We start from the raw sequence: 21,211 nt of genomic DNA, 5'->3' as shown, positions 1-21,211 counted from the left end.
CTAGGGGCCAGGGCTGACGGTGCTTCGGCGTGTCGCCGCGTGTGTTCGATCCTCGTCAGGCGTACAGCTTCACGAACTGCTTGAGCGACTTCTCCACGTCCCCTTTGATCGCGCGTGCCGCCGCGGAACCCAGCGGACCGAACAGCGCGGGACCAGCGAGCAAGAGGCGCAGGCCAAGCGCCGATCCGCCGTTTTTGGGCCGCACCGTGAGCGTGACGCCGTACTTGGTGCCGCCCTTCCCAGCTCCTGAGAGTGCCAGCTCATTGGGCGGGTCCCATGTGGTGATCGTCCAGGTCACCCGGTTGCGCATCCCCTTGGCACGCGCCACACCCGCAATTTGGGTGCCTGCGGTCAGCTCCTTAGGGAGCTCGCTACGCCACCCCTCGTGCATGACGAGCCAATCGCCCAGCTCCGACAGCTCCGAAACTCGGTCCCAAGTGTGCTGGGGAGTCATCGGCACGTCGGCGGTCATGTCAACAGCAGCCATCGCCAGAGCGTAGCCGCGGCGACGATGCCGGCCGCAGCGGCTGGGTTAGCGGCCCTGCCCGCCGCGCAATCGGTTACCGATCCGGATCGCGGGCAACAACAGGCTGCGCGGTATATATCTGCCGCTAGTGCTGACGACCTTGGGCACCACGCCGGGCACCACGCTGCGCTTGCCAGCCAGCATCCCGCCGATCGCGGCTTCTGCAACGTCGTACGGTGAGACCTGCGCGATGGGAATGCTGAACCGTTCGGCATTGGCGATCTCGGCCCACTCGGTCGGAACCGGTCCCGGACACAAGACCGTGACCGACACTCCCGTGCCGTGCAACTCCTCGTGAATCGCCTCCGAGAATGTCTGGACAAAGGCCTTGGTGGCCGCATAAACGGCCATGTAGGGAATCGGCTGGAACCCGGCAATCGACGCGATGTTCATGACCGCGCCGGCACCACGCTCGACCATGCCTGGCAACACCGCATGCGTCAGTTCCATCAACACGAGTGAGTTGAGAGTCACCTCTTCGCTCTCACGTTCGAGTGGCAACGTGTAAAACACCCCGCTGGTGCCAAAGCCGGCGCTATTGCACAAACCGCCGATCGGTTCGTGGCGGAGCCGGTCCGCCAACTTCGCACGGGCCGCGGGGTCGCCGAGGTCGACAGGCATGACCTCGACTGCGACCGAGTATTTCTGGCCTACTTCGTTGGCAAGCTCGTCGAGGCGGTCGCGGCGCCGCGCGACCAACAGCAGTGGAAACCCGCGGCGTGCCAAGCCGCGAGCCAGTTCGGCTCCGATGCCTGAGGAGGCACCGGTGATGACGACGGTTGTCTCATTGTTCGGCTCCGGAAGGCTCATGATGTCACCAATGTATCCCGCGGGTCGCTTGGACGAATGTTTCGCTTCGTTTATCGAGCTCCTCGAACTTCGCTGTGCTAGCAGCGGATTCGCCGCCCTTGGCTGCGGCGGAATCCGTGAACATACCGAACGCGCGGTTGCGTACCCGGTCCATCACCGCAGGGTTAACCGCGTCGGCGACAGCAGCGAACTGGCCGAACGGCGAGCTGACCCGCCGAGGCCGGTGCAGGATCGCGTCGGCAATCACGTTGGCCGCTTGCTCTGGTGTCAGCGTCGGGAACTTGTCATACAGGGTGGTCGGGCTGATCATCGGCGTCCGCACCAGCGCCATGTGCACGGTCGTGAATCGAACGTTGTCCGTTACTGTCTCGGCTTGTAGCGCGTCACACAGGCTGTCCAGCGCGGCCTTGCTGGCGATGTAGGCGCCAAAGCGCGGCGCACGAGTCTGCACGCCAACTGACGAAACGTTGACGATCTGCCCGAAACCGCGTTCCCGCATCCCGGGGATGAACTTGAGGATGAGCTGAACCGCCCCCAGGTAATTCAGCTGCATCGTCCGCTGGTAGTCATGGATCCGCTCGTAGGACAGCGTCAACGACCGCCGAATTGAGCGCCCAGCATTATTGATCAGAATGTCGACGCCGCCGAGATCGGCGAGCACCTGATCAGCCATAGCGGCGATGGCATCCACGTCGGACAGGTCGCACGGGTATACGTGGGCGGTCCCGCCATTGCCACGAATATCGTTGGCGACCTTTTCCAGGTTCTCCAGGGTCCGCGCGACCAGCACCACCGTGCCACCTGCTGCCGCGATTTTTGCCGCCGCCGCCGCGCCAATACCCGACGAGCCTCCGGTGATGAGGATCGTCTTGCCCCCGACCACGTCGCTGAGTTTGCGACCCTGCACCGCATCGAGCAGGTTCCGCAGATAGAACGGCCGGTATCGCCCAGCGGAGTTAGGGGTGTTGACGATATTGGACATCGCCGCGAATGGCTTTTCGACGAGGTTCGTCAGGTCGCCAAGATTCATCGATCGTCGCTCCTGGTGATGTTCGTGAGACGGGTCATCAAGCCCAACCTAGGACATCACTGCATGAATCGATGGAGATTGCCGTCATGTTGCCCCAGCCCAAGCGCCGGGCCGACGACGGAATGTGCGGCTGAGAACGGGCAAGCGGCTTGTTACACAAGGTAATACGAACGTGATTGGATACTAACGGACTCGCAACAGCGCAGTGCTCGGCTGTCCCCATGAGAATATTGTCACGATTCGGCAGGCGCGAGCCCGCCAGCATCTACGACAGGATCGGCGGGTACGAGGCGATCGAAGTGGTTGTCGAGGACTTCTATGCCCGCGTTCTCGCTGATGATCAACTGTCCAGTTTCTTCGCCGGAACGAATATGAGCCGTCTTAAGGGCAAACAGGCTGAATTCATCGCGGCCGCTCTCGGCGGGCCGGCCCCCTACACCGGTGCGTCGATGAAACAGGTGCATCAGGGGCGAGGAATCACTATGCACCACTTCACCCTCGTGGCAGGACACTTGAGCGACGCGCTCACGACCGCCGGAATCCTCGCTGAGACTGTGACGGAAATACTCGGGGTCATCGCTGGACTGGCCCCCGACGTGGTGTCGGGCGAAACCACCACAGCACAGGTCTGACCAGGCTCGACCATAAAAAGAAGTTCCGCGCCGGTGCGCGTGTCGCATCGGCGGGCAACCGGCAGCCGGGTAGTCAGTTCGTATGCGACTGATCGCCATCATCGTGACAGCTCTTGTTTTGAGCGCTTGCGGGCCGACAACAAGCCATCCGGCGACAAGTTCGTCCGCGATATCGCTCGATTGCACAAAAACCTCAAACAATGCACAGCAGCTGGTATGTGGTGACCCGCACTTAATGGACCTCGAGCACCGGCTGCAGACCGCCTATCAGCAGGCGCTGGCCCGTCCTGGCGCGGACCAAGCTGGGCTGACGGCCGCACAAGACAGCTGGAGGACGGTCCGCGACGGCTGCGCACAAAACGCTGATGTGCGCACCTGCGTGGTAGAGGCCTATCAGACCCGGCTGGTCCAGCTGGCCATCGCCGACCCAGCCACCGTGACACCAGCCGTGATCACTTACCACTGTCCCCTAGGGTCCGGGCCGCTAACCGCGCAGTTCTACAACCAGTTCGACCCGGCGACCGCGGTACTCAACTGGAACGGCGACCAGGAGATCCTGTTCGTCCAACCGTCCGGCAGCGGCGCCCGGTACGGGCGCCAAGGCGTGGAATATTGGGAGCATCAAGGCGAGGTCAGGCTTGATTTCAACGGCAACAAGTTCGTCTGTACGACGCGGTAACGTCGATCAACGATTGATCGCAACGCTCGATCGACATCTGGGAATACCGGCAACGATCTGGCCCATTTTTGATGAGAATGTCTGTTATGCGGCGCACATTCGAAGATCTGGTGGCAGAAGCTGATTCGGTACCCGTCGACGGCTGGGATTTTTCTTGGCTGGACAGCCGTGCGACGGAGGAACGACCGTCCTGGGGCTATCAGCGGGCGTTGAGCCAGCGTTTGGCTAGTGTGTCGGCGGCGCTGGACCTGCACACCGGCGGCGGCGAGGTGTTGGCCGGCGCGACGCCGTTCCCACCCACGATGGCAGCGATCGAGACGTGGCCTCCGAACGCGGCGCGGGCAACCAAGCTGTTGCACCCGCTCGGCGTGGTGGTCGTGGCAACTCGGGATGAACCCCTGTTGCCGTTCGCCGACGGAGCGTTTGACCTGGTGACCGCTCGTCATCCGATCTCCGTGTGGTGGACCGAGATCGTTCGGGTGCTCCGGCCGGGCGGCACCTACTTTGCGCAGCAAATCGGGCCCGCGACGATGTCCGAGCTGGTCGAGTACTTCAGCGGGCCGCAACCCGAGAAATGGGCCGAGTGTCATCCCGACGTCGTGAGTGCGCAGGCACAAGCCGCTGGCCTACAGATCGTGGATCTGCGCATGGAGCGGCTACGAGCCGAGTTCTTCGACATCGGCGCCGTTATCTACTTCCTACGTAAGGTGATTTGGACGGTGCCGGACTTTACTGTGGACCGCTATCGCGACCGGCTGCGGGAACTTCATGAACGCATCGAGGCCGACGGGCTGTTCGTCGCGCACTCGACGCGGGTCCTCGTCGACGCCCGCAAACCCGACTGACCGCTGGTGCCGGTCACCCTTCAGCACGCAGCACGTCCAGTGCGTGCTGTAGATCGGGTGGGTAGGGGCTGACGATCTCGACCCGCCTACCGTCGGCCGGATGGGCAAATGACAGCGACCGGGCGTGCAGCCATTGACGTTCCAGCCCAAGCCTTTTCGCTAGCTTCGGGTCGGCCCCATAAACGAGGTCGCCACAGCATGGATGATGCAGCGCGGCAAAATGCACCCGGATCTGGTGGGTGCGACCGGTTTCCAGATGCACGTCAAGCAGGCTCGCAGCGACGAAGGCTTCCAGGGTGTCGTAGTGGGTGAGGCTATGCCGACCGTCTTTGGTGACCGCGAACTTCCAGTCGTGGCCACGATGCCGGCCGATCGGCGCGTCGATTGTCCCGCTGGACGGATCCGGGTGGCCCTGTACCAGCGCGTGGTAGCGCTTGTCGACCGTCCGGTATTTGAACGCCCGCTTGAGCACTGTGTAGGCGCGCTCGGAGATCGCCACCACCATCACACCCGAGGTGCCGACGTCGAGACGATGCACAATGCCTTGGCGCTCGTGCACACCCGAAGTGGTGATCCGGTAGCCGGCAGCGGCCAGGCCGCCGAGCACCGTCGGCCCGGTCCAGCCGACCGATGCATGCGCCGCCACCGCTGCCGGCTTGTCGACCGCGACGATGTCGTTGTCGGAATACAGAATTGTCATGCCCTCGATGTCGACCGGGGTGTTCTCCAGCGGCGCCGGCGTCTCGGGCAGGCGCACCTGCAACCAGGCACCTGATGTCAGCCGATCGGACTTTCCCGCCTGCACACCGTCCAACTCGACGCCGCCGCCTTCGGCGAGAGCAGCCGCGGCGGTTCGGGACAGCCCCAGCAGACGCGCCAACCCTGCATCAACACGCATGCCCGCGAGTCCCTCCGGGACGGGCATCGAGCGGTCATTCAAACGCACCGCTCCTCTCACCGCAAGCGGGAGGTGCCCCCACATCGCTCATTTGCTCTGCATCGTCGCCGGTGGCCATCAACGCTGACCGGCTTTGCGTCGACCGACAGTGTCGAAGTCGAAGCCAAAGATTGACAGAACAACCAGCAGGATGGCGCCACCCACCACCGACGGATCGGCGACATTGAACACCGGCCACCAGCCGATCGATAAAAAGTCAACGACGTGTCCCTGCAGCGGCCCGGGCGCCCGGAAGAAGCGATCAACCAGATTGCCCATCGCACCACCGAGGATCATTCCCAGCCCCAACGCCCACCACGGCGACACCAGCCGCCGCCCCATCCAGAAGATCCCGACCACCACACCCGTCGCGATCAGCGTCAACAGCCAGGTGTATCCGGTCGCCATCGAGAACGCGGCCCCCGAATTTCGCACCAAAGTCCAGGTCACCGTGTCACCGATGATCGACACCGGCTGCCCAGGGGGCAGCAACTTGACGGCGAGCACCTTCGTGACGATGTCCAGCGTCAGCACGACCGCCGCGACCGACAACAGCAGACGCAGCCGCCGTGGAGGACCCTGCGGCGGCGGAGCTTGAGCTTCCCCAGCCTCCCCAGCCTCCTCAGCTGGAGTCACCGGCTCAGCCGATCCTGTTGGTTCGTCAGGCACGCTCCCATCATCCCCCAATGGCGATACCGGCTTACCAGCCCCCGCGATCGGTCCGGGCCGACCAATCGTGCAGGATGATCCCACCATGGGCCGCCTCACCGTCATCGCCACCGGAGGGACCATATCGAACAGGACCGACCACGATGGGGTGCGCCGCCCCGCCTACAGCGGGACGGAATTGACTGCACGCGTGGCCGTCGATGTCGACGTGGTGGACCTGATGGCTGTCGACAGCTCACAGCTGATACCGACCGATTGGGATCGAATTCGCGCTGCCGTGAATGCAGCGACCGGGGACGGCGCCGGGGGTGTGGTCGTCACCCACGGGACCGACACCATGGAAGAGACCGCACTGTGGCTGGACCTCACCTACGCGGGGAACGTCCCAGTCGTCCTGACCGGTGCGATGCGCAGCGCCGATGCCCCCGACGCGGACGGCCCGACCAATCTGCGTGAAGCACTTGCAGTGGCGGCCAGCCCGGCCGCCCGCGGCAAGGGCGTGCTGGTGTCTTTCGCCGGCCGGGTGTTACAACCGTTAGGCCTGCGCAAGGCGGCTACGCAGGATCTGAGCGGCTTCGCCGGCGAATTGCTCGGCACCAGCTCCAGCGGTGTGGCACTGACGGCAGCCAAGACCCGCCCGTATCTCGGTGATCTGTGCGCTGCCGACGCACCGCGGGTCGACATTGTCGCGGCATACCTGGGCAGTGACTCGGTGGCGTTGGACGCCTATGTGGCCGCCGGAGCGCGCGCCGTCGTCGTGGAGGCGCTGGGCTCGGGCAATGTCGGGGCCGCGGTGGTCGACGGGGTGCGCCGCCATTGCCGCAATGGGATCGTGATCGCGGTGTCCACCCGGGTTCCCGGCGGTCGGGTCAGCGCAGGCTACGGTCCCGGCCACGACCTGGTAGCAGCCGGCGCTGTGCTGGTGCCGCGGCTGCCACCGTCTCAGGCCCGGGTGCTGCTGATGGCCGCGCTGGCCGCACAGCTACCGGTCGCCCACGTCATCGAACGCTGGGGCTGACACACCCGCCGACTCCTCGGCCCGCCACTTGGCGACATAGTCCGGCCAGTCGAGGCTGTCCAGCGGGTTGGCACGGGCGACATCGCAGGTGTCGACGGCGAACGTCCGGGCTTGCCCGGGGCCCGATCCGCGGGTCTCAAACCGCACGGTGACCACGCCGTGGCCCGCGCCCTGCACCCAGCCGTGCCCAAGGTCGCGGTGCTTGACGTCGTCGCCGATCCGCCAGGCCGCGCGGTCGGACACGGATGGCATGGCGGCTGGCAGGGGTGCGACGGAATCAACGGCCTCCGCAGGCTGGGCGGACAGCTCCACGTCCGAGAACAGCGCTCCCTGGCGCACCTCGCTCAATCCCGAAAAACCCACGCCGAGAAGGCGAATGGTCCCGATCTGCCGTGGATCCAGCAGTAGCCGACGAGCCACCGCAATGAGCTCGCCGGCCTCGGTCGTCGGGTAGGGCAGCGTCGCTGACCGAGTCAGTGTGCTCATGTCGGATTTCTTGAGCTTCACCGTGACGGTGCGCGCGCCGCGGCCGTCGCGCAGCAGGCGTTGATGCGCATGTTCGGCGATCGGCTCGATCGCCTCACGCAACTGCTCGAGGCTGGTCAGATCGACCGCAAAGGTGGATTCGGAGCTGATCTGTTTTGCTTCGGCACGCTCGGTGACCGGTCGGTCGTCGATGCCACGAGCTAGCCGGTGCAGCGCGGGCCCCAGTGTCGCGCCCAGAATGTTGGCCGCTTCGGCGTCGGTCAGTGCAGCGAGCTGTCCGATCGTCTCGATGCCAAGTCGATGCAGCTTCTCTTCAGCGACCGGGCCGATACCCCACAGCCGACGCACCGGCAACCCCCCAAGCAGCTGCTGCTCATCGGCGCGACGGACCACCCGAATGCCGTCGGGTTTCGCCAGACCGGACGCAATCTTGGCGATCTGCTTTCCTGATCCGGCACCGACCGAGGCGATCAAGCCAGTCTCGTCTCGCACCCGTCGCCGCAGGCCCGCACAGAACACCTCGACATCGGCGGCTGACGCCCCGACAAGTTGGGGCGGCTCGGCGAACGCCTCGTCAAACGACAGTTGCTCGACCACAGGCACCATGCTGCGGACTGCATCGATGACCCGCCGGCTGGCCACCGCGTATACCACACCACGCGGCGGCAACACCACCGCGGTCACCCCGATCAACCGGCGGGCCTGGTGCATCGGCATGGCCGAGCGAGCGCCGAACACCCGCGCTTCATAGCTCGCGCCGGCCACCACACCGCGGCCGCCCACACCGCCTACCAGCACCGGCCGCCCCCGCAGGGTCGGTCGAGTGAGTTGTTCGACGGAAGCGAAGAACGCGTCCATGTCCAGGTGCAGCACCCAACGGGACTCCACACCTGGCAATAATATTGGGGACTATAGACAATTAGTCTAACGTCCTTGAGTATGCCCATGAACCTCAGCCATCGGTTGTGCTGCAATTCGAACCACTGGGCCAAGGAAGTCGAGGGCCGGCTGTTGCCCTGGGTGCTCGCCGGCGTGGAGCTCGGCGACAACACCCTCGAGATCGGACCGGGGTACGGCGCATTTCTGCGGGTGCTGGTCGACAAGACGCCGAGACTCACCGCCGTCGAGATCGATACGCCGATGGCCCAGCGACTGCAACGGCGCTACGGCGAGCGGGCGCGGATCATCAACGCAGACGCAACCGATACCGGATTGCCGAACGACGAGTTCAGCTCGGTGGTGTCGTTCACCATGCTGCATCACGTCCCAACCGCCAACCTGCAAGATCGGCTGTTCGCAGAGGCTTTCCGGGTGCTTCGCCCCGGCGGCGTCTTCGCCGGCAGCGACAGCGTGACCTCGCTACCCTTCCGTATCCTGCATTTCCGCGACACCTGCAATCCGGTATCGCCGGAGGAGCTGCCGGATCGCTTGCGCGCAGCGGGATTTCATGACGTTGACGTTGACGTCTGGCACGGCGCGCAGCGCTGGCACGGCGCACAGCGCTGGCACGCGATTAAGCCTTAGTCGCGAAACTGCAACTACTGACGGTTCTGCTTGGGAAGCGGGTTGCCAGTTGCACTTTCGTAGTCAAAACGAATAGCCCGCGGCTAACAGGGCGTGGCGGACACGCTCGACGACGACGTCCGGCCGGTTTCGGAGCAGGTCAGCACCCACCCGGACCAGACGCCACCCCCTCCGCTCGAGTTCGGCGGTGCGGTCGATGTCTTTGGCGCGGATCCGCGGGTCGGTCCAGTGTTGGGGGCCGTCGTATTCGACCCCGACCTGCCACTCCTCCCAACCCTCCCCCGCAAGCGGGAAGTACCCCCAGTCGATGCGGGCCAGCACCCAATTCCATTCGTTGCGTACCACAATTTGGGTCTGCGGCCTGGGCAGGCCTGCTGCGATCAACACAAGCCTGGTCCTGGTCTCCTGCGGCGACTCCGCACCCGCATCGACCAGCGGTAGCGCGCGTCGCAACTGCTTTCATGCCGCGGGCGCCGCGGTGGGCAGCGATCAGCGGTTCAACCTCGTCGACCGTAAGCCCGGTAGCTCGCACTAGGGCATCAAGTCGGATGACCGCGGTCTGCAACCCAGGTCGACGAGCAAGGTCGAATGCGGTGCGGGCTGGTGATGTTACCGGCACGCCGTCGACCATCGTGGTCTCACCGCACAATAACGTCTCATTACGAGCGACGATCAGCGGCGGCGGCCGTTTGCAATCGGTGATGAGTTCCGCCGGCGCGTGCGGATCGACCCAGTCCGCACCGAGCAGCGCCGCCGCGGAGTTGCCTGCCACCACCGCATTCTTTCCCGACCACAGCCAAGCAGCCACGCCGCGGTCCTTCGCGGTCAGCTCGCTGCCGCGCCGCCGATAGACGTTGCGGTAGATCCGGGTACAGGATCGTCGCAACTCACGTTCGGTGAAGGTGCCCGCGAGCACCGCTTCGGTACCGACAAAAGGCACGCTCGTCCCCACTACCACAGGCTGCCATCACCGTCCGACATGCCGCGAAGGTGCAACTGCCGACGGACCTACCCGCAAATGCGTCGCGGAATGCACTTTCGCGACTCACGCCTTAGCGATCTTGACGCGGACGCCGTCGCCGATCGCGACGGCGTCCGGTCCTGGCTCGGCGAACTGGAAACTAGTAGCGAGTATCTCCCCCGCGACGAGTTTGGCGTGGGTGCGCGCCCAGTCGGCCCGCTCGGCCGGCACCGACATCAGCACCCGGATGCGATCGGAGACGTCCAGCCCAGTCGACTTACGCAACTCCTGCAGTTCGCGGATCCGGTCCTTGGCCCAGCCTTCCGCCTCCAGCTCGGGGGTCACCGTGCCGTCCAACACCACCAGACCGGCCCCATCGGGCAGCTCCGCGGTGAATTCCGGGTCGGCGGCCACCAACCGCGAGCTGTACTCGTCAGGTTGCAGCACGACCGGCCCGGCGGTCAGGGTGCCGTCGGGGTTGACGACACCTTCTCCCGCCTTGACCGCTTTGATGGCGGCCTGCACCTCCTTACCCAACCGCGGCCCGGCCGCTCGAGCGTTGACGGTGAACTCAAATCGGCCGTAGGTGTCGATCGCATCAGTCAGTGCTACCTGCTTAACGTTAAGCTCATCGCCGATCAAGTCAACGTAGGGCTTTAGACGCTGCGGACTATCCACTGCCACAATAAGTTTCAGAAGAGGCAAGCGCACCCGAAGCTTCTTAGCCTTGCGCAGCGACGACGCCGCCGAACACACTTCCCGGACCTGATCCATCGCGGCGACCAGGTCCGGGTCGGCGGGTAGCTCGTTGGCTTGCGGCCAGTCGGTCAGGTGTACCGAACGCCCACCGGTGACACTGCGCCAAATAACCTCGGTAATCAGCGGGAGCAGTGGCGCAGCCAGCCTGGCGGTCACTTCCAGCACGGTATGCAAGGTATCGATAGCATCAACATCTTCGTCCCAGAACCGCGAACGCGACCGTCGCACATACCAATTCGTCAGCGCCTCGGTGAACTGGCGAAGCTGTTCGCAGGCCCCAGAGATATCGCAGACCTCCATCGCATGACTGAGGTCATCACGCAGTACCGCCAGTTTCGCTAGAATATAACGGTCCAGCACATGCGACGAATCCGTACGCCAAGTACCGACTTTCGGCGCATAAAGGGCCAAAAAGCTGTAGGCGTTCCACAACGGCAGCAGCACCTGTCGCACGCCGTCGCGGATTCCGGGTTCGGTGACGATCAGGTTGCCGCCGCGCAGGATCGGCGAGGCCATCAAGAACCACCGCATGGCATCGGAGCCGTCGCGGTCAAACACCTCGGTGACGTCCGGGTAGTTGCGCAACGACTTGCTCATCTTCTGACCGTCGGAACCCAGCACAATCCCATGCGATACACAGGTTTTGAATGCCGGACGATCAAAGAGTGCGGTAGCCAGCACATGTAGTGTATAGAACCAACCGCGGGTCTGACCAATGTACTCGACGATGAAGTCGCCAGGGTAATGACCATCGAACCAGTCATCGTTTTCAAACGGGTAGTGCACCTGGGCATAGGGCATGGAACCCGAGTCGAACCACACATCGAGCACATCCGGGATCCGTCGCATGGTGCTCATGCCGGTAGGGTCGTCGGGGTTGGGCCGGGTGAGCTCGTCGATGTAGGGACGATGCAGATTCGTGGGACGCACCCCGAAGTCGCGCTCCAGCTCATCCAAGCTGCCGTATACATCGATTCTCGGGTGCGCCGGATCATCCGACTTCCACACCGGGATTGGGGTGCCCCAGTAGCGGTTTCGTGAGATGGACCAGTCGCGGGCGCCCTGCAGCCACTTACCGAACTGGCCGTCCTTGACGTGCTCGGGATACCAGGTGATCTGTTGGTTCAGTTCCACCATCCGGTCCCGGAATTCCGTCACCGTGACAAACCATGACGAGACCGCGCGGTAGATCAGCGGATTGCGGCATCGCCAGCAGTGCGGGTATGGGTGCTCGTAGGTTTCGTGGCGAAGCAATACCGCGCCGTTCGCCGCCGCCGGGCCACTCTGGCTCTTCAGGTCACGGATGATCTGGGCGTTGGCCGTAAAGACGTGTTGCCCTTGGTAATCGGGCACAGTGGCGTCGAAGCGGCCGTTAGCGTCGACCGGCGTGACCGGAACGATGCCGACCTGGTCGGCGGTCGCCATGTCGTCTTCACCGTAGGCAGGCGCCATGTGGACGATGCCGGTGCCGTCATCAGTGGTCACGAAGTCACCTGGGATCACCTGAAATGCCTTGGCGTTCCCTTTCTTTGGGTCCATGAAATACGGGAACGGCGGCAGGTAGTGCCTGCCCAGCAGGTCGGCGCCACGATAAGTGCCGAGCACCTCGGGTTCGTCACCCAGCTCTCGGGCATAGGCGGCCAGCCGCGCCTCGGCCAGCATGAAACGACGATCGCCGACCCGGACCTGGACGTAAGTGACGTCCGGGTTAACCGCAACGGCCAGGTTTGACGGCAGGGTCCACGGCGTCGTCGTCCACACCAAAAGGTAAGCGCCGACTAGGTCCTCATCGTCACCGCCCACCACCTTGAAGCCCACCGTGAGCGCCGGGTCCTGACGGCTTTGATAGACGTCGTCGTCCATCCGCAGTTCGTGGTTGGATAGCGGAGTTTCGTCGCGCCAGCAGTACGGCAACACCCGATAACCCTCATAGGCCAGGCCCTTGTCCCACAGCTGTTTGAACGCCCAGATCACCGACTCCATGTAGGACAGGTCGAGTGTCTTGTAGTCGTTATCGAAGTCGACCCAGCGTGCCTGGCGGGTCACATACGTCTGCCATTCGTCGGTGTAGCGCAATACCGATTCGCGGCAGGCTTCGTTGAACGCGGCAATGCCCATGGCGTCGATCTGGGATTTGTCGGTGATACCCAGCTGCCGCTCAACTTCGAGTTCGGCAGGCAGCCCGTGCGTGTCCCAACCAAAGCGGCGCTCCACCTTGTAGCCAGACATGGTGCGGTAGCGCGGCACGATGTCCTTCACATAGCCGGTGAGCAGGTGCCCGTAATGCGGGAGACCATTGGCGAAGGGGGGCCCGTCATAGAACACGTACTCGGGGGCGTCGTCGCGGCGGGCGATGCTGGCCCGAAAGGTGTCGTCGCTAGACCAATAATCGAGAACCTGGGCTTCCAGCGCGGGAAAATCTGGGGATCCGCCGCGCTGGTCGGCGCCCAGATCAGTGCGCGGGTAGGCGCTGTCAGTCATCCGTCTCCTGTGCCATATACGCAACTAGGCACGGGGACGACGACGCGCCGGGTGCGCGAGCGCCGCGGTACCACCCCGCTTGCCGCGCGCTGACGCACGGCCACTCATTCAAGGGCTGTAACGGGCCCACCCGTTCGGTTCTACTGGGCTGCTACTAGGACGTAGCGCTGTTCTTCCGAAGGCTAACCGGTGATGGCCGGATCGATGCCGTTGCAGACAATTCTACTGGTCCGCGCGGGTTGTGACACCACCGCCGCGGCGAGGCGAGACCAGGAAAAGTTAAATGCTCGCGAAACGCGAATCCAACGACCAAGAATCGTCTAGGCTCAGCTAAGTCTCAGGTAGCCGACGTCACTAGCTGGACAAACAATACGTACGGCGACGGTGCAGAAACCCTGCACCGACGGAGTCGAGTCGCGCCTTTTTGCGTGCGCGACCACTAACGACCACTAAAAGTGAAGAACGACCACTAATAAGGAAGGGGGATAGTGCACACCACAGTACCCGCCACACTCTGCGCGGTCACGACCGACGTTTGTCATCAGCTGGCTGCTGGCAGCGACTCGCCTCAATTGCTATCGCAGGGCCGGCGGCGTGATGAAGACGTGATCATGACAACTGCGATGACGTAGCGGCCGGCGGGCGAATGGCAATCGCTGAGCGACTTGGAGGAAAAGTGGTCAGAGTAGGGAAAGTGGAGGTTGCGCCACTCCAGGAATGGGTGCCGCAACCGGGCTCGCTCGTGTCCTGGCAACCGTCCCCTGCAACGATCGACAAAGCCAACCAAGCACCGGTAAGCACGGTGCCGGCCAGCTATATGCAAGCCCACCACCTTCGTAACTACCGCTCATATGCCGCCCGCGGTCTGGAAATGTCACGGATGCTTATTTCCGCCTGGGACATGCCCGGTCGCTGCGATATCCGCACCATGACGCACGTCATCAATGCGCACCTGCGTCGCCACGACACCTACCGCAGTTGGTTCGAACATACCGCCACCAGCCACTTCGTGCGGCGGACGATCAGCAATCCCAACGATCTCCAGTTTGTCCCAATTCGACATGGCGAGCTAAGCGGGCCAGGCGAATGGCGAAGCCACCTGTTGGCTACCCCGAACCCGCTGCAGTGGGATTGCTTCCGCTTCTCGATCATTCAGCACGCCGATCACTTCACCTTCTGCTTTGCGATTGACCATCTGCATTGCGACGCCATGTTCATCGGCGTCGCGTTCGCAGAAATCCATATGATGTACGTCGCGTTGGTCAGAGGCGGAGCGCCACTCCGGTTGGCAGAGGCGGGCAGCTATCACGATTACTGTGTCCGGCAGCACCAGCACGCAGCCACGCTCACCATAGATTCCCCCGCGGTACGCGAATGGGCCAGATTCTTCGAGGCTACCGACGGATCCCTTCCCGAATTCCCGCTGCCACTCGGTGATACCTCTGCGCCCTGCGAAATTATGGGCGTGCAGTTGATGGACGAGCGGCAGACCGCTGCATTCGAATCCGCTTGCTTATCTGTGGGCGCACGGTTCTGCGGCGGCGTGTTCGCGATCTCCGCCGTGGTCGAACACAAACTCACCGGAGCCGACACGTATTACGCGATCATCCCAATCGATATCCGCCGCAGTCCAGCTGACTTCATGACAACGGGCTGGTTCACCGGCTTTGTTCCGATCACGGTCCCCGCCACCGGATCGTCTTTCCGGGAGATCGCCAAGGCCGCCCAGACGTCGTTCGACTCCGGACGAGACGTCGCGGATGTGCCGCTGGACCGCGCATTAGAGCTGGTGCCGTGGTTGCGGCAGGGGCAGTGGGGAGCGCCCCTCCTGTTTTACCTGGACGCCGGCATTCCCCCGATTTCCGCTCTTGCCAACTCCCAAGTGGACGGTTTGCACTTCAGGATCTGCAACGACGGTGGGATGATGGGGCAAGTCGACATACGGGTGAATCGACTTGAGCACGAGACCCAATTGACGGTTTTGTTCCCGAGCAACCCGATCGCCCGCGAATCAGTTACCCGCTATATAGAGGCGATGAAATCCGCGTTTGTCCGCGTCGCTGAGGGCCACAGTTTGGTGGGAATTCCGCGCCGCAATGGGGCTCAGACGCACCCTTCGTTCAGTCGCCACTCGAGTTGCGAAGCCGCCACACCCGTACCCATCTTGAGCCGACGGCGCACCGGATAAAGCAAACGCGCGGCGCCCAAGCGGTTGCCGACCACGCCAATGACCTCGACACACGGGCCACAGCGCCTCGGCTACCCGTGTGAGAAGTGAAAGGTTAGGCGCACAATGGAACCTAGGCCAACTGGATCCTTGGCTAGGACGGACAACAGGCTTGCATTTCTTGATCAAGCGTCTTTTCTTCGGTTACGAGCGACGGGTGTTGAAACTGTAGGCCAATGGACGTGCCTTTACGATCGCGCCGTCGATATGGATGGTTTGCGCCGTTTCAACGAAAACCTTGGCCATGGACTGCTTGGGCGCCGAATTGAATGTTCGCCGTTGCCGTTTGGCCGACACCGTTGGGTCATGTGCCATGAACCACCGGATATCGACGTCGCTGCGTGGCCTCGGCCTCGTACCGACATCGGCACGTGGTTGGATGAACGCGCACAGATTCCGATCGATCCCGAGCACGGACCGTGCTGGCATATCGGAGTTCTCCGCCTCGAGGAGGGCGGGACCGCGGTCACTGTGGTGTTTTCCCATACTGTGGTAGATGGTGTGGGTTTTTGCGTCGCGGTGAACGAAGCCGTCAACGGCCGGACACGGGATTTCGGCTATCCACCCCCACGGTCGCGCAATCGACTACGAGCACTGCTTGTTGACGGCCTCGACACCCTCCGCGGGCTGCCCGCGGTCTTTAGGGCACTTATCGCCATCATAGTGATCGTGGTCAGGCGCGGCCGCGACACCGCGGGCCTATCCGAATCGCCCCCGTTCGCTGCACCGCAACCCGACGATGATGAACCCATAGTGTTGCCTGCCGTTACCGTTTTCTGCGATCTGGCCGAATGGGATGCTCGCGCAGTCGACCTCGGCGGGAACAGCAGTTCGCTTTTCATTGGGTTCGCCGCAAGACTCGCTGAACTATTAGGGCGAGTTAACGCTACCGACGGCGGCGTTACGATAACAGTGCCTGTCAGTGAACGTGCCCCGGACGATACGCGCGGGAATGCCCTGACATCGGTTACTTTTCGCGTCGACCCAACCCGTGCGACAGATTTGCCGGTTATCCGCAACGAAATGGCGCAGAGTCTTGCCGCCCTGCAGCAGGCCCCAAACGAACTCCTCAAATCGCTTCCACTGACGCCGCTGACGCCTAAATGGTTGGCCAGGAAGATGGAAGGCCTTGCTCTGGGCAATTCGGATTTGCCCGTCTGCTGTTCGAACATGAGAGATATGTATCCAGCCATGGCCAATATCGACGGCGCCGACGCTGACTACTGTTCCGGCGCGCTATTCAATCAAGGCGCCACTAGGCGAAACATCGAGGACGGAAACGGGCAGCTGTATATTTGTTCAGGACGAATCAATGGGAGGCTCTTCATTAGATCTATCGCCTACCAGCCCGGCATCGAAAACTCGAAGAAGTACTTGCGCGCAATGCTAGAACAAGCCCTTGCCGACTATGAATTGACTGCTGAAATAGAAGAATAGTTTGGACCTTGCGGACCGTCACATAAATCGGCAAGCGTTAGCGTTCAGTCAGAAAACGATATAGCCCATGCTTATGCACTATCGCAAGCGCGGCCTTGTTTGCCCAGATGTGACGGTTCCAGCCCCTAACGTCAATGTGGTGATGAACGACCTTGATAGCCGGATCGAACTGCCGCTTGATGCCCATCTTTTCCAAGCGTATCGCCAAGTCTTGAATCTCGTGTGACCGTAGCATCGGGTCATAGCCGCCAACCGATCTAAATAAGCCGGCATTAACCAACATATTTCCCTCGTGAACCCAGTAAGCCGGCTTGGGAATAGGGGGCTCAAGTATGTTCGGCCACCCCTTCGTGATCGGCGCAATCACTCGTTGCACGGCGCGGGCGAGCCGCGGTTTATCCCGCAAGCTGTAGATCATCCAAGGGAAGCCCGACGAGATGCTTCCCAATAGCGAAAACACCGCACCATAGTTGTGCGGTTCCTGAGTACCGTCGAGCCGACTGACTAACCCCCCAACCATACCGACTCCCCGATCGGCATAGCGCGCGAAAACTTCTCTCGCGACGGCGGGGGCGTCGGCTGTCTGCAAGTCCATATCAGCGTCAATGAAGTGAATGATGTTTTCATCTCCGACATGGTCAATTATCTGATTACGAGTGGCGCCCGCACCGCCGTTTTGAGGATTTCTTAGCAACTTTACTTCATTGCCAAACTCATTGACGACCTCAACACTTTGGTCGGTGGAGGCATCATCGAGCACAAAGATCCGATCATAGGGCTGCGCAAGTAATTGCGGCAGTAGCCGACGAAGGTTACCGCCCATATTGTAATTTGGAATGGCCGCAACAACTGGTGACCGCTTAGCCATGGTCCTCACTATCCGCTGAAGCAATAAGGGTAAAAAGCAGTTTACGCTACCCGGCGATTCCGGTCAGCCCCCGCCAGGAAGAAAAATTTGTTCCCAGTTGAAGGAGTGACCACAACACTTCGCAATAAGTAACCGTTGATGGCTAATCCGTGTAGTCTAGTTACGTGGCCGAGCGTGAGGTCATACAACATACGGGTACGTATCTTTATTGGCTGAAGAACCTACGGAACCGTAACCACTCGCGAACTATTAACACCATCTATAGTTACCAAAATCAATAGTCTGTACGTGCGGTTGCGCCCAGTCCGTTGGCCCAACCAACGCTTCGGCAGTGGCTAGCCGGCGAGATAGAGGCGAGGGGTATAAGTAGTGGCCCGAAGAGCGGTTCCTGAAGGTTTGACCGCGGCCGCGGCGTCCGTGACCTCGGGCGGTTTGATATGACGGCGCCCTGGATTGCCGTGCCGCCGGAAGTGACTTCGGCGTTGCTCAGCGCCGGCCCGGGCCCGGGTTCACTTCAAGCGGCCGCGGCAGCATGGACGTCACTGAGCACCGAATACGCTTTGACGGCAGCAGAACTCACTGCAGTGCTAGATGGGGTGTCGGCTGGGGCATGGGAGGGTCCGAGCGCGGAAAGCTACGTGGCCGCACATGCGCCGTATGTGGCCTGGTTGACTAAGACCAGCGCCGACTGCGCGGACGCGGCTGCTCAGCATGAGGCGGTAGCTACTGCGTATGTCGGTGCACTGGCGGCGATGCCGACGTTGCCGGAGCTGGCCGCTAACCATGTCACCCATGCGGTGCTGTTGGGGACGAATTTCTTTGGCATCAACACGATCCCAATCACCCTCAATGAGGCCGACTATGCGCGGATGTGGATCCAGGCGGCCACGACGATGAGCAGCTATGAGGCGGCCTCGAGCGCGGCACTGGCGTCGGCACCACGGACCACACCGGCGCCACTATTGCTCAACGCCGGCGTCGGCGCGGCCAGCGCCCCCGCTGCGGTGGCGGCACTACCCCCGATCATCGTTATCATCTTGGAGATATTGATTCAGATCATTCTGATATCGCTCGAGTTGCTGTTTGCAGTCGTGGCCTACACGATCATCATCGCGATCCTCCTGCCGTTCATTATCGTGGTAGAGGCGATCGTCTTCACGATCGTCGCGATCATCTTGAGCCCGGTGTTCCTCGTCCTCACACCGCCATTGCTGCTAATCGGCTCGGTGATTGGCGGGCCGATTGCGTTGGCGACGTCGTTGCCGACGTCCTTGCCGATCGGCATTAGCCAGTACCTCGCGGAGCAGGCGAGCGCGGTGCCTATCGAAGTGGCCGCATACGGAGGATCTGTTGCTGCACAACCCGCAGTGGCGCCGCTGCGAGGTGAGTCTGCTGGGGTGCGACCGGTGGCCAGTGAGCCGCCGGGGGCGAGGATGGTGTCGGCCGTGGCGTCGGCTCCGACGAACACATCGGCGTCGGTGGAGACTACTGACCGGGGTGCAGGCACCTTGGGCTTTGCCGGGACCGTTGGCAAAGAATCCGTTGGGCGGCCGGCCGGGTTGACGGTGTTGGGTGGTAGTGAGCTCGGCGGCGGCCCGCAAGTGCCGATGTTACCGGCTAGCTGGGGGCCGAACTTGGTGGGCGAGGCGAGTTAACGAGCATACGTCCGATCGAGCGACGCACGTTGCAACGATTTCCGCCAATCAAAGACTGATGGCCGCGTCGTCAACGCAGCCGACCGGCCGGGCACCCGTGCACCGACCGAGATTTGGTTGCTCCTGCTTCATTGGACTGGACCTGGATTTCGAGTAGCCCGATACGCAACAGCACCGCGTATAGGTGGCGCACCGGGATGCTCAACAAGTGAGCGGCGCCATCCACCAGCGGGTCGCCTCCGGCGCCGAACGGCTGGTCGTTAAGCCGACGCACCGCCTTCTTGGGCGCTCGGATCTGAGTCGAAGATGCAGCGCGCACCACCGTTAGCCTCGGCGCTGGCGCTGCGGTTACCACTTCGTCGTGCAAAGCTGCGGTCATGATCGCCTCCTAGACGGAATTCAACACGAGCACAAATGGACTGATGTGTCCCGTCCTGTCGTGGTTCCGATCCAAGAACGCTTGGCCGATAAGGCAATTAGCGTTGCCTACCCCATGTTCTGGGTGCGGCCACTCAGTGGTGAGTGGCGCGGCGGAGGCCGGATCGGGACGAAACACAGTCCGGATATCGCCCCGGACTATCACTGGAACTCATACGTCCCTCACCTCCTCACAATCGCGCCGCATGCGGGTATCCGCACGATCCATGCGCACCACCGGAGTACAGAACCGACGAACTGTCGGAAATCCGCACCCCACTCGTCAGAGCTTTGGCACCACACAACGTGTCCGGTAGATCCGGAAGCCACCTGGGCTCAACCCTTAAGCCGGGAGGAGCTGTCCTGACCCGGGGCGTCTTTCGACGTTCGGGGTCAGTGGCCTATATTTGCGTGGAAGCCTCACCTAACGAGGTGCTTACCTGACCGATGATGCATGACCAAGCACGAACCGGTCAATGTGGGCAGGGGGTGGTTCGTGATTTTTTATGCTTTCATTACGGGTCTACACAGGTTTTGGCCAGTTTCGGGCCACTGACCGGCGCCAACGCGTTAGCCCGCAGCCGACCCGGGCTCGCCCGGCAATACTCGCGGCCGCAGCCCGTCCAGCACGAGTGAAACGACGAAGTCGGCGACCTGAGGGGCGGTGACGCCGTCGTCGGTGCTCAGCCGTCGGTGCGCCAACTGCCCGACCAGCGCCGCCAGCGTGTATGCCGCCATCCTGGGCGGAGCGGCCACCACCTCGCCACGCTCTTGGCAGGCGACGATGACGGTCTCGATGTCGTCGATGAACCGCTCGTAGATGCCGCCGAGGTGCTTTTCGCATCGGTTGCCGAGCGCATAGGCGTCTCTAAAAAGCAGTCTGACGGCGGCTTTGTCGGCGTCGAAGAACTCCAACGTTGCCTGCACGGCACAGCGAAATCGCGCCTCTCCCCCGGCGTCTGCGGCCAGCGCTGCCAGCGCCGCCAAGACGTGCGCACGAAGCGCGCTCTCCTCGACCGCCATCAATGCGTGGAACAGCTCATCCTTCGAATCGAAATACCAATAGATCGAACCGTAGGCCAGGCCGGCCTGTTTGGCGATGTCAGCAATAGCCGTAGCGTGAAAACCCTTGCGGGCGAAGACTTCTTTGGCAGCCGCCATAATCTCGTCGCGCCGCTCTGACTTGTCCTCGTCGCTGACCGCGCGGCGCCTGCGCCGGGTGCTGGTGCCCGTCGACTTTTCAATCACCT

The 21,211-nt window shown here is 62.5% G+C and carries 17 protein-coding genes, 2 pseudogenes and 1 riboswitch; of the genes and pseudogenes, 8 read left to right on the top strand and 11 right to left on the bottom strand.

Annotated features, from left to right (window positions below; translation table 11 throughout):
• Positions 1-55 precede the first annotated feature (55 nt).
• The 3 genes from B586_RS09430 to B586_RS09420 are packed head-to-tail and all read right to left on the bottom strand — an operon-like array spanning position 56 to position 2,366.
• Positions 56-487: a type II toxin-antitoxin system Rv0910 family toxin gene (locus tag B586_RS09430; RefSeq protein WP_047313896.1), complete on the bottom strand. Its 432-nt coding sequence runs from the start codon at positions 485-487 to the stop codon at positions 56-58.
• A gap of 45 nt (positions 488-532) precedes the next feature.
• Complete coding sequence (locus B586_RS09425) at positions 533-1,336, bottom strand: SDR family NAD(P)-dependent oxidoreductase (protein ID WP_047313895.1); 804 nt, start codon at positions 1,334-1,336, stop codon at positions 533-535.
• 4 nt (positions 1,337-1,340) lie between these two features.
• Positions 1,341-2,366: an SDR family NAD(P)-dependent oxidoreductase gene (locus tag B586_RS09420; protein ID WP_047313894.1), complete on the bottom strand. Its 1,026-nt coding sequence runs from the start codon at positions 2,364-2,366 to the stop codon at positions 1,341-1,343.
• 221 nt (positions 2,367-2,587) lie between these two features.
• On the opposite strand from B586_RS09420, the gene B586_RS09415 reads away from it, so the two are divergent.
• The 3 genes from B586_RS09415 to B586_RS09405 all read left to right on the top strand — a co-directional run bounded on the left by B586_RS09415 (position 2,588) and on the right by B586_RS09405 (position 4,522).
• Positions 2,588-2,998, top strand: coding sequence for a group I truncated hemoglobin (locus B586_RS09415; protein ID WP_054880087.1), 411 nt, complete (start codon positions 2,588-2,590; stop codon positions 2,996-2,998).
• An 82-nt stretch (positions 2,999-3,080) separates the two neighbouring features.
• Entirely contained in the window at positions 3,081-3,677 is a 597-nt protein-coding gene (locus B586_RS09410; protein ID WP_047313892.1) for a lysozyme inhibitor LprI family protein, read from the top strand.
• Positions 3,678-3,763: 86 nt separating this feature from the next.
• The gene (locus B586_RS09405; RefSeq protein ID WP_047313891.1) at positions 3,764-4,522 is read left to right on the top strand and encodes a class I SAM-dependent methyltransferase; all 759 of its coding nucleotides are present in this window, start codon (positions 3,764-3,766) and stop codon (positions 4,520-4,522) included.
• A gap of 13 nt (positions 4,523-4,535) precedes the next feature.
• Here B586_RS09405 and B586_RS09400 read toward each other — a convergent pair whose 3' ends face one another.
• Both B586_RS09400 and lspA read right to left on the bottom strand, forming a co-directional pair.
• Positions 4,536-5,462 (bottom strand): RluA family pseudouridine synthase, encoded by a 927-nt coding sequence (locus B586_RS09400; protein WP_054880991.1) that lies wholly within the window; start codon positions 5,460-5,462, stop codon positions 4,536-4,538.
• Positions 5,463-5,537: 75 nt separating this feature from the next.
• Complete coding sequence (gene lspA / locus B586_RS09395) at positions 5,538-6,128, bottom strand: signal peptidase II (protein WP_054880088.1); 591 nt, start codon at positions 6,126-6,128, stop codon at positions 5,538-5,540.
• An 85-nt stretch (positions 6,129-6,213) separates the two neighbouring features.
• Here lspA and B586_RS09390 point away from each other — a divergent pair, with 85 nt between their 5' ends.
• On the top strand, positions 6,214-7,146 hold the full coding sequence (locus B586_RS09390) for an asparaginase (protein ID WP_047313889.1): 933 nt from the start codon (positions 6,214-6,216) through the stop codon (positions 7,144-7,146).
• On the opposite strand, the gene B586_RS09385 is transcribed toward B586_RS09390, so the two are convergent.
• Positions 7,111-8,490, bottom strand: a complete 1,380-nt coding sequence (locus B586_RS09385) for a DNA polymerase IV (protein ID WP_454561429.1) — start codon at positions 8,488-8,490, stop codon at positions 7,111-7,113. The two genes, B586_RS09390 and B586_RS09385, sit on opposite strands and share 36 nt — an antisense overlap.
• An 81-nt stretch (positions 8,491-8,571) precedes the next feature.
• Here B586_RS09385 and B586_RS09380 point away from each other — a divergent pair, with 81 nt between their 5' ends.
• Entirely contained in the window at positions 8,572-9,156 is a 585-nt protein-coding gene (locus B586_RS09380) for a class I SAM-dependent methyltransferase (protein WP_054880090.1), read from the top strand.
• A 63-nt stretch (positions 9,157-9,219) separates the two neighbouring features.
• Here the strand turns inward: B586_RS09380 and B586_RS09375 are convergent.
• Positions 9,220-10,108, bottom strand: a pseudogene (locus tag B586_RS09375) (DUF559 domain-containing protein).
• Between the two features lie 93 nt (positions 10,109-10,201).
• Positions 10,202-13,357 (bottom strand): isoleucine--tRNA ligase, encoded by a 3,156-nt coding sequence (gene ileS / locus B586_RS09370; protein WP_054880091.1) that lies wholly within the window; start codon positions 13,355-13,357, stop codon positions 10,202-10,204.
• 646 nt (positions 13,358-14,003) lie between these two features.
• Here ileS and B586_RS09365 point away from each other — a divergent pair.
• Together B586_RS09365 and B586_RS09360 are read left to right on the top strand one after the other, a co-directional pair.
• Positions 14,004-15,545 (top strand): condensation domain-containing protein, encoded by a 1,542-nt coding sequence (locus B586_RS09365; RefSeq protein WP_156166342.1) that lies wholly within the window; start codon positions 14,004-14,006, stop codon positions 15,543-15,545.
• A 105-nt stretch (positions 15,546-15,650) separates the two neighbouring features.
• On the top strand, positions 15,651-17,021 hold the full coding sequence (locus tag B586_RS09360) for a condensation domain-containing protein (RefSeq protein WP_054880092.1): 1,371 nt from the start codon (positions 15,651-15,653) through the stop codon (positions 17,019-17,021).
• 37 nt (positions 17,022-17,058) lie between these two features.
• On the opposite strand, the gene B586_RS09355 is transcribed toward B586_RS09360, so the two are convergent.
• Positions 17,059-17,889: a glycosyltransferase family 2 protein gene (locus tag B586_RS09355; RefSeq protein WP_054880093.1), complete on the bottom strand. Its 831-nt coding sequence runs from the start codon at positions 17,887-17,889 to the stop codon at positions 17,059-17,061.
• A gap of 437 nt (positions 17,890-18,326) precedes the next feature.
• Here B586_RS09355 and B586_RS09350 point away from each other — a divergent pair, with 437 nt between their 5' ends.
• Entirely contained in the window at positions 18,327-19,544 is a 1,218-nt protein-coding gene (locus B586_RS09350) for a PPE family protein (protein WP_054880094.1), read from the top strand.
• A 142-nt stretch (positions 19,545-19,686) separates the two neighbouring features.
• Here B586_RS09350 and B586_RS09345 read toward each other — a convergent pair.
• Both B586_RS09345 and B586_RS09340 read right to left on the bottom strand, forming a co-directional pair.
• Positions 19,687-19,923, bottom strand: a pseudogene (locus B586_RS09345) (Rv1535 family protein); the annotation flags it as partial.
• Between the two features lie 306 nt (positions 19,924-20,229).
• A riboswitch (M-box (ykoK) riboswitch) is annotated at positions 20,230-20,400 on the bottom strand.
• Positions 20,401-20,531: 131 nt separating this feature from the next.
• Complete coding sequence (locus tag B586_RS09340) at positions 20,532-21,206, bottom strand: TetR/AcrR family transcriptional regulator (protein WP_054880992.1); 675 nt, start codon at positions 21,204-21,206, stop codon at positions 20,532-20,534.
• Positions 21,207-21,211: the final 5 nt, after the last annotated feature.

The organism is Mycobacterium haemophilum DSM 44634, assembly GCF_000340435.2.
Classification (GTDB): domain Bacteria; phylum Actinomycetota; class Actinomycetes; order Mycobacteriales; family Mycobacteriaceae; genus Mycobacterium; species Mycobacterium haemophilum.
Note: the sequence above shows the minus strand (reverse complement) of the source record. Positions and strands in the feature narration are given on the sequence as shown.

Coding starts and splice junctions, on each gene's coding strand:
- B586_RS09420 (WP_047313894.1), bottom strand. CDS start 2,366: ATGAATCTTGGCGACCTGACGAACCTCGTCGAAAAGCCATTCGCGGCG.
- B586_RS09360 (WP_054880092.1), top strand. CDS start 15,651: ATGGAACCTAGGCCAACTGGATCCTTGGCTAGGACGGACAACAGGCTT.
- B586_RS09415 (WP_054880087.1), top strand. CDS start 2,588: ATGAGAATATTGTCACGATTCGGCAGGCGCGAGCCCGCCAGCATCTAC.
- B586_RS09425 (WP_047313895.1), bottom strand. CDS start 1,336: ATGAGCCTTCCGGAGCCGAACAATGAGACAACCGTCGTCATCACCGGT.
- B586_RS09410 (WP_047313892.1), top strand. CDS start 3,081: ATGCGACTGATCGCCATCATCGTGACAGCTCTTGTTTTGAGCGCTTGC.
- B586_RS09430 (WP_047313896.1), bottom strand. CDS start 487: ATGGCTGCTGTTGACATGACCGCCGACGTGCCGATGACTCCCCAGCAC.
- B586_RS09390 (WP_047313889.1), top strand. CDS start 6,214: ATGGGCCGCCTCACCGTCATCGCCACCGGAGGGACCATATCGAACAGG.
- B586_RS09365 (WP_156166342.1), top strand. CDS start 14,004: ATGGCAATCGCTGAGCGACTTGGAGGAAAAGTGGTCAGAGTAGGGAAA.
- B586_RS09385 (WP_454561429.1), bottom strand. CDS start 8,490: ATGGACGCGTTCTTCGCTTCCGTCGAACAACTCACTCGACCGACCCTG.
- ileS (WP_054880091.1), bottom strand. CDS start 13,357: ATGACTGACAGCGCCTACCCGCGCACTGATCTGGGCGCCGACCAGCGC.
- B586_RS09350 (WP_054880094.1), top strand. CDS start 18,327: ATGACGGCGCCCTGGATTGCCGTGCCGCCGGAAGTGACTTCGGCGTTG.
- B586_RS09380 (WP_054880090.1), top strand. CDS start 8,572: ATGCCCATGAACCTCAGCCATCGGTTGTGCTGCAATTCGAACCACTGG.
- B586_RS09355 (WP_054880093.1), bottom strand. CDS start 17,889: ATGGCTAAGCGGTCACCAGTTGTTGCGGCCATTCCAAATTACAATATG.
- B586_RS09405 (WP_047313891.1), top strand. CDS start 3,764: ATGCGGCGCACATTCGAAGATCTGGTGGCAGAAGCTGATTCGGTACCC.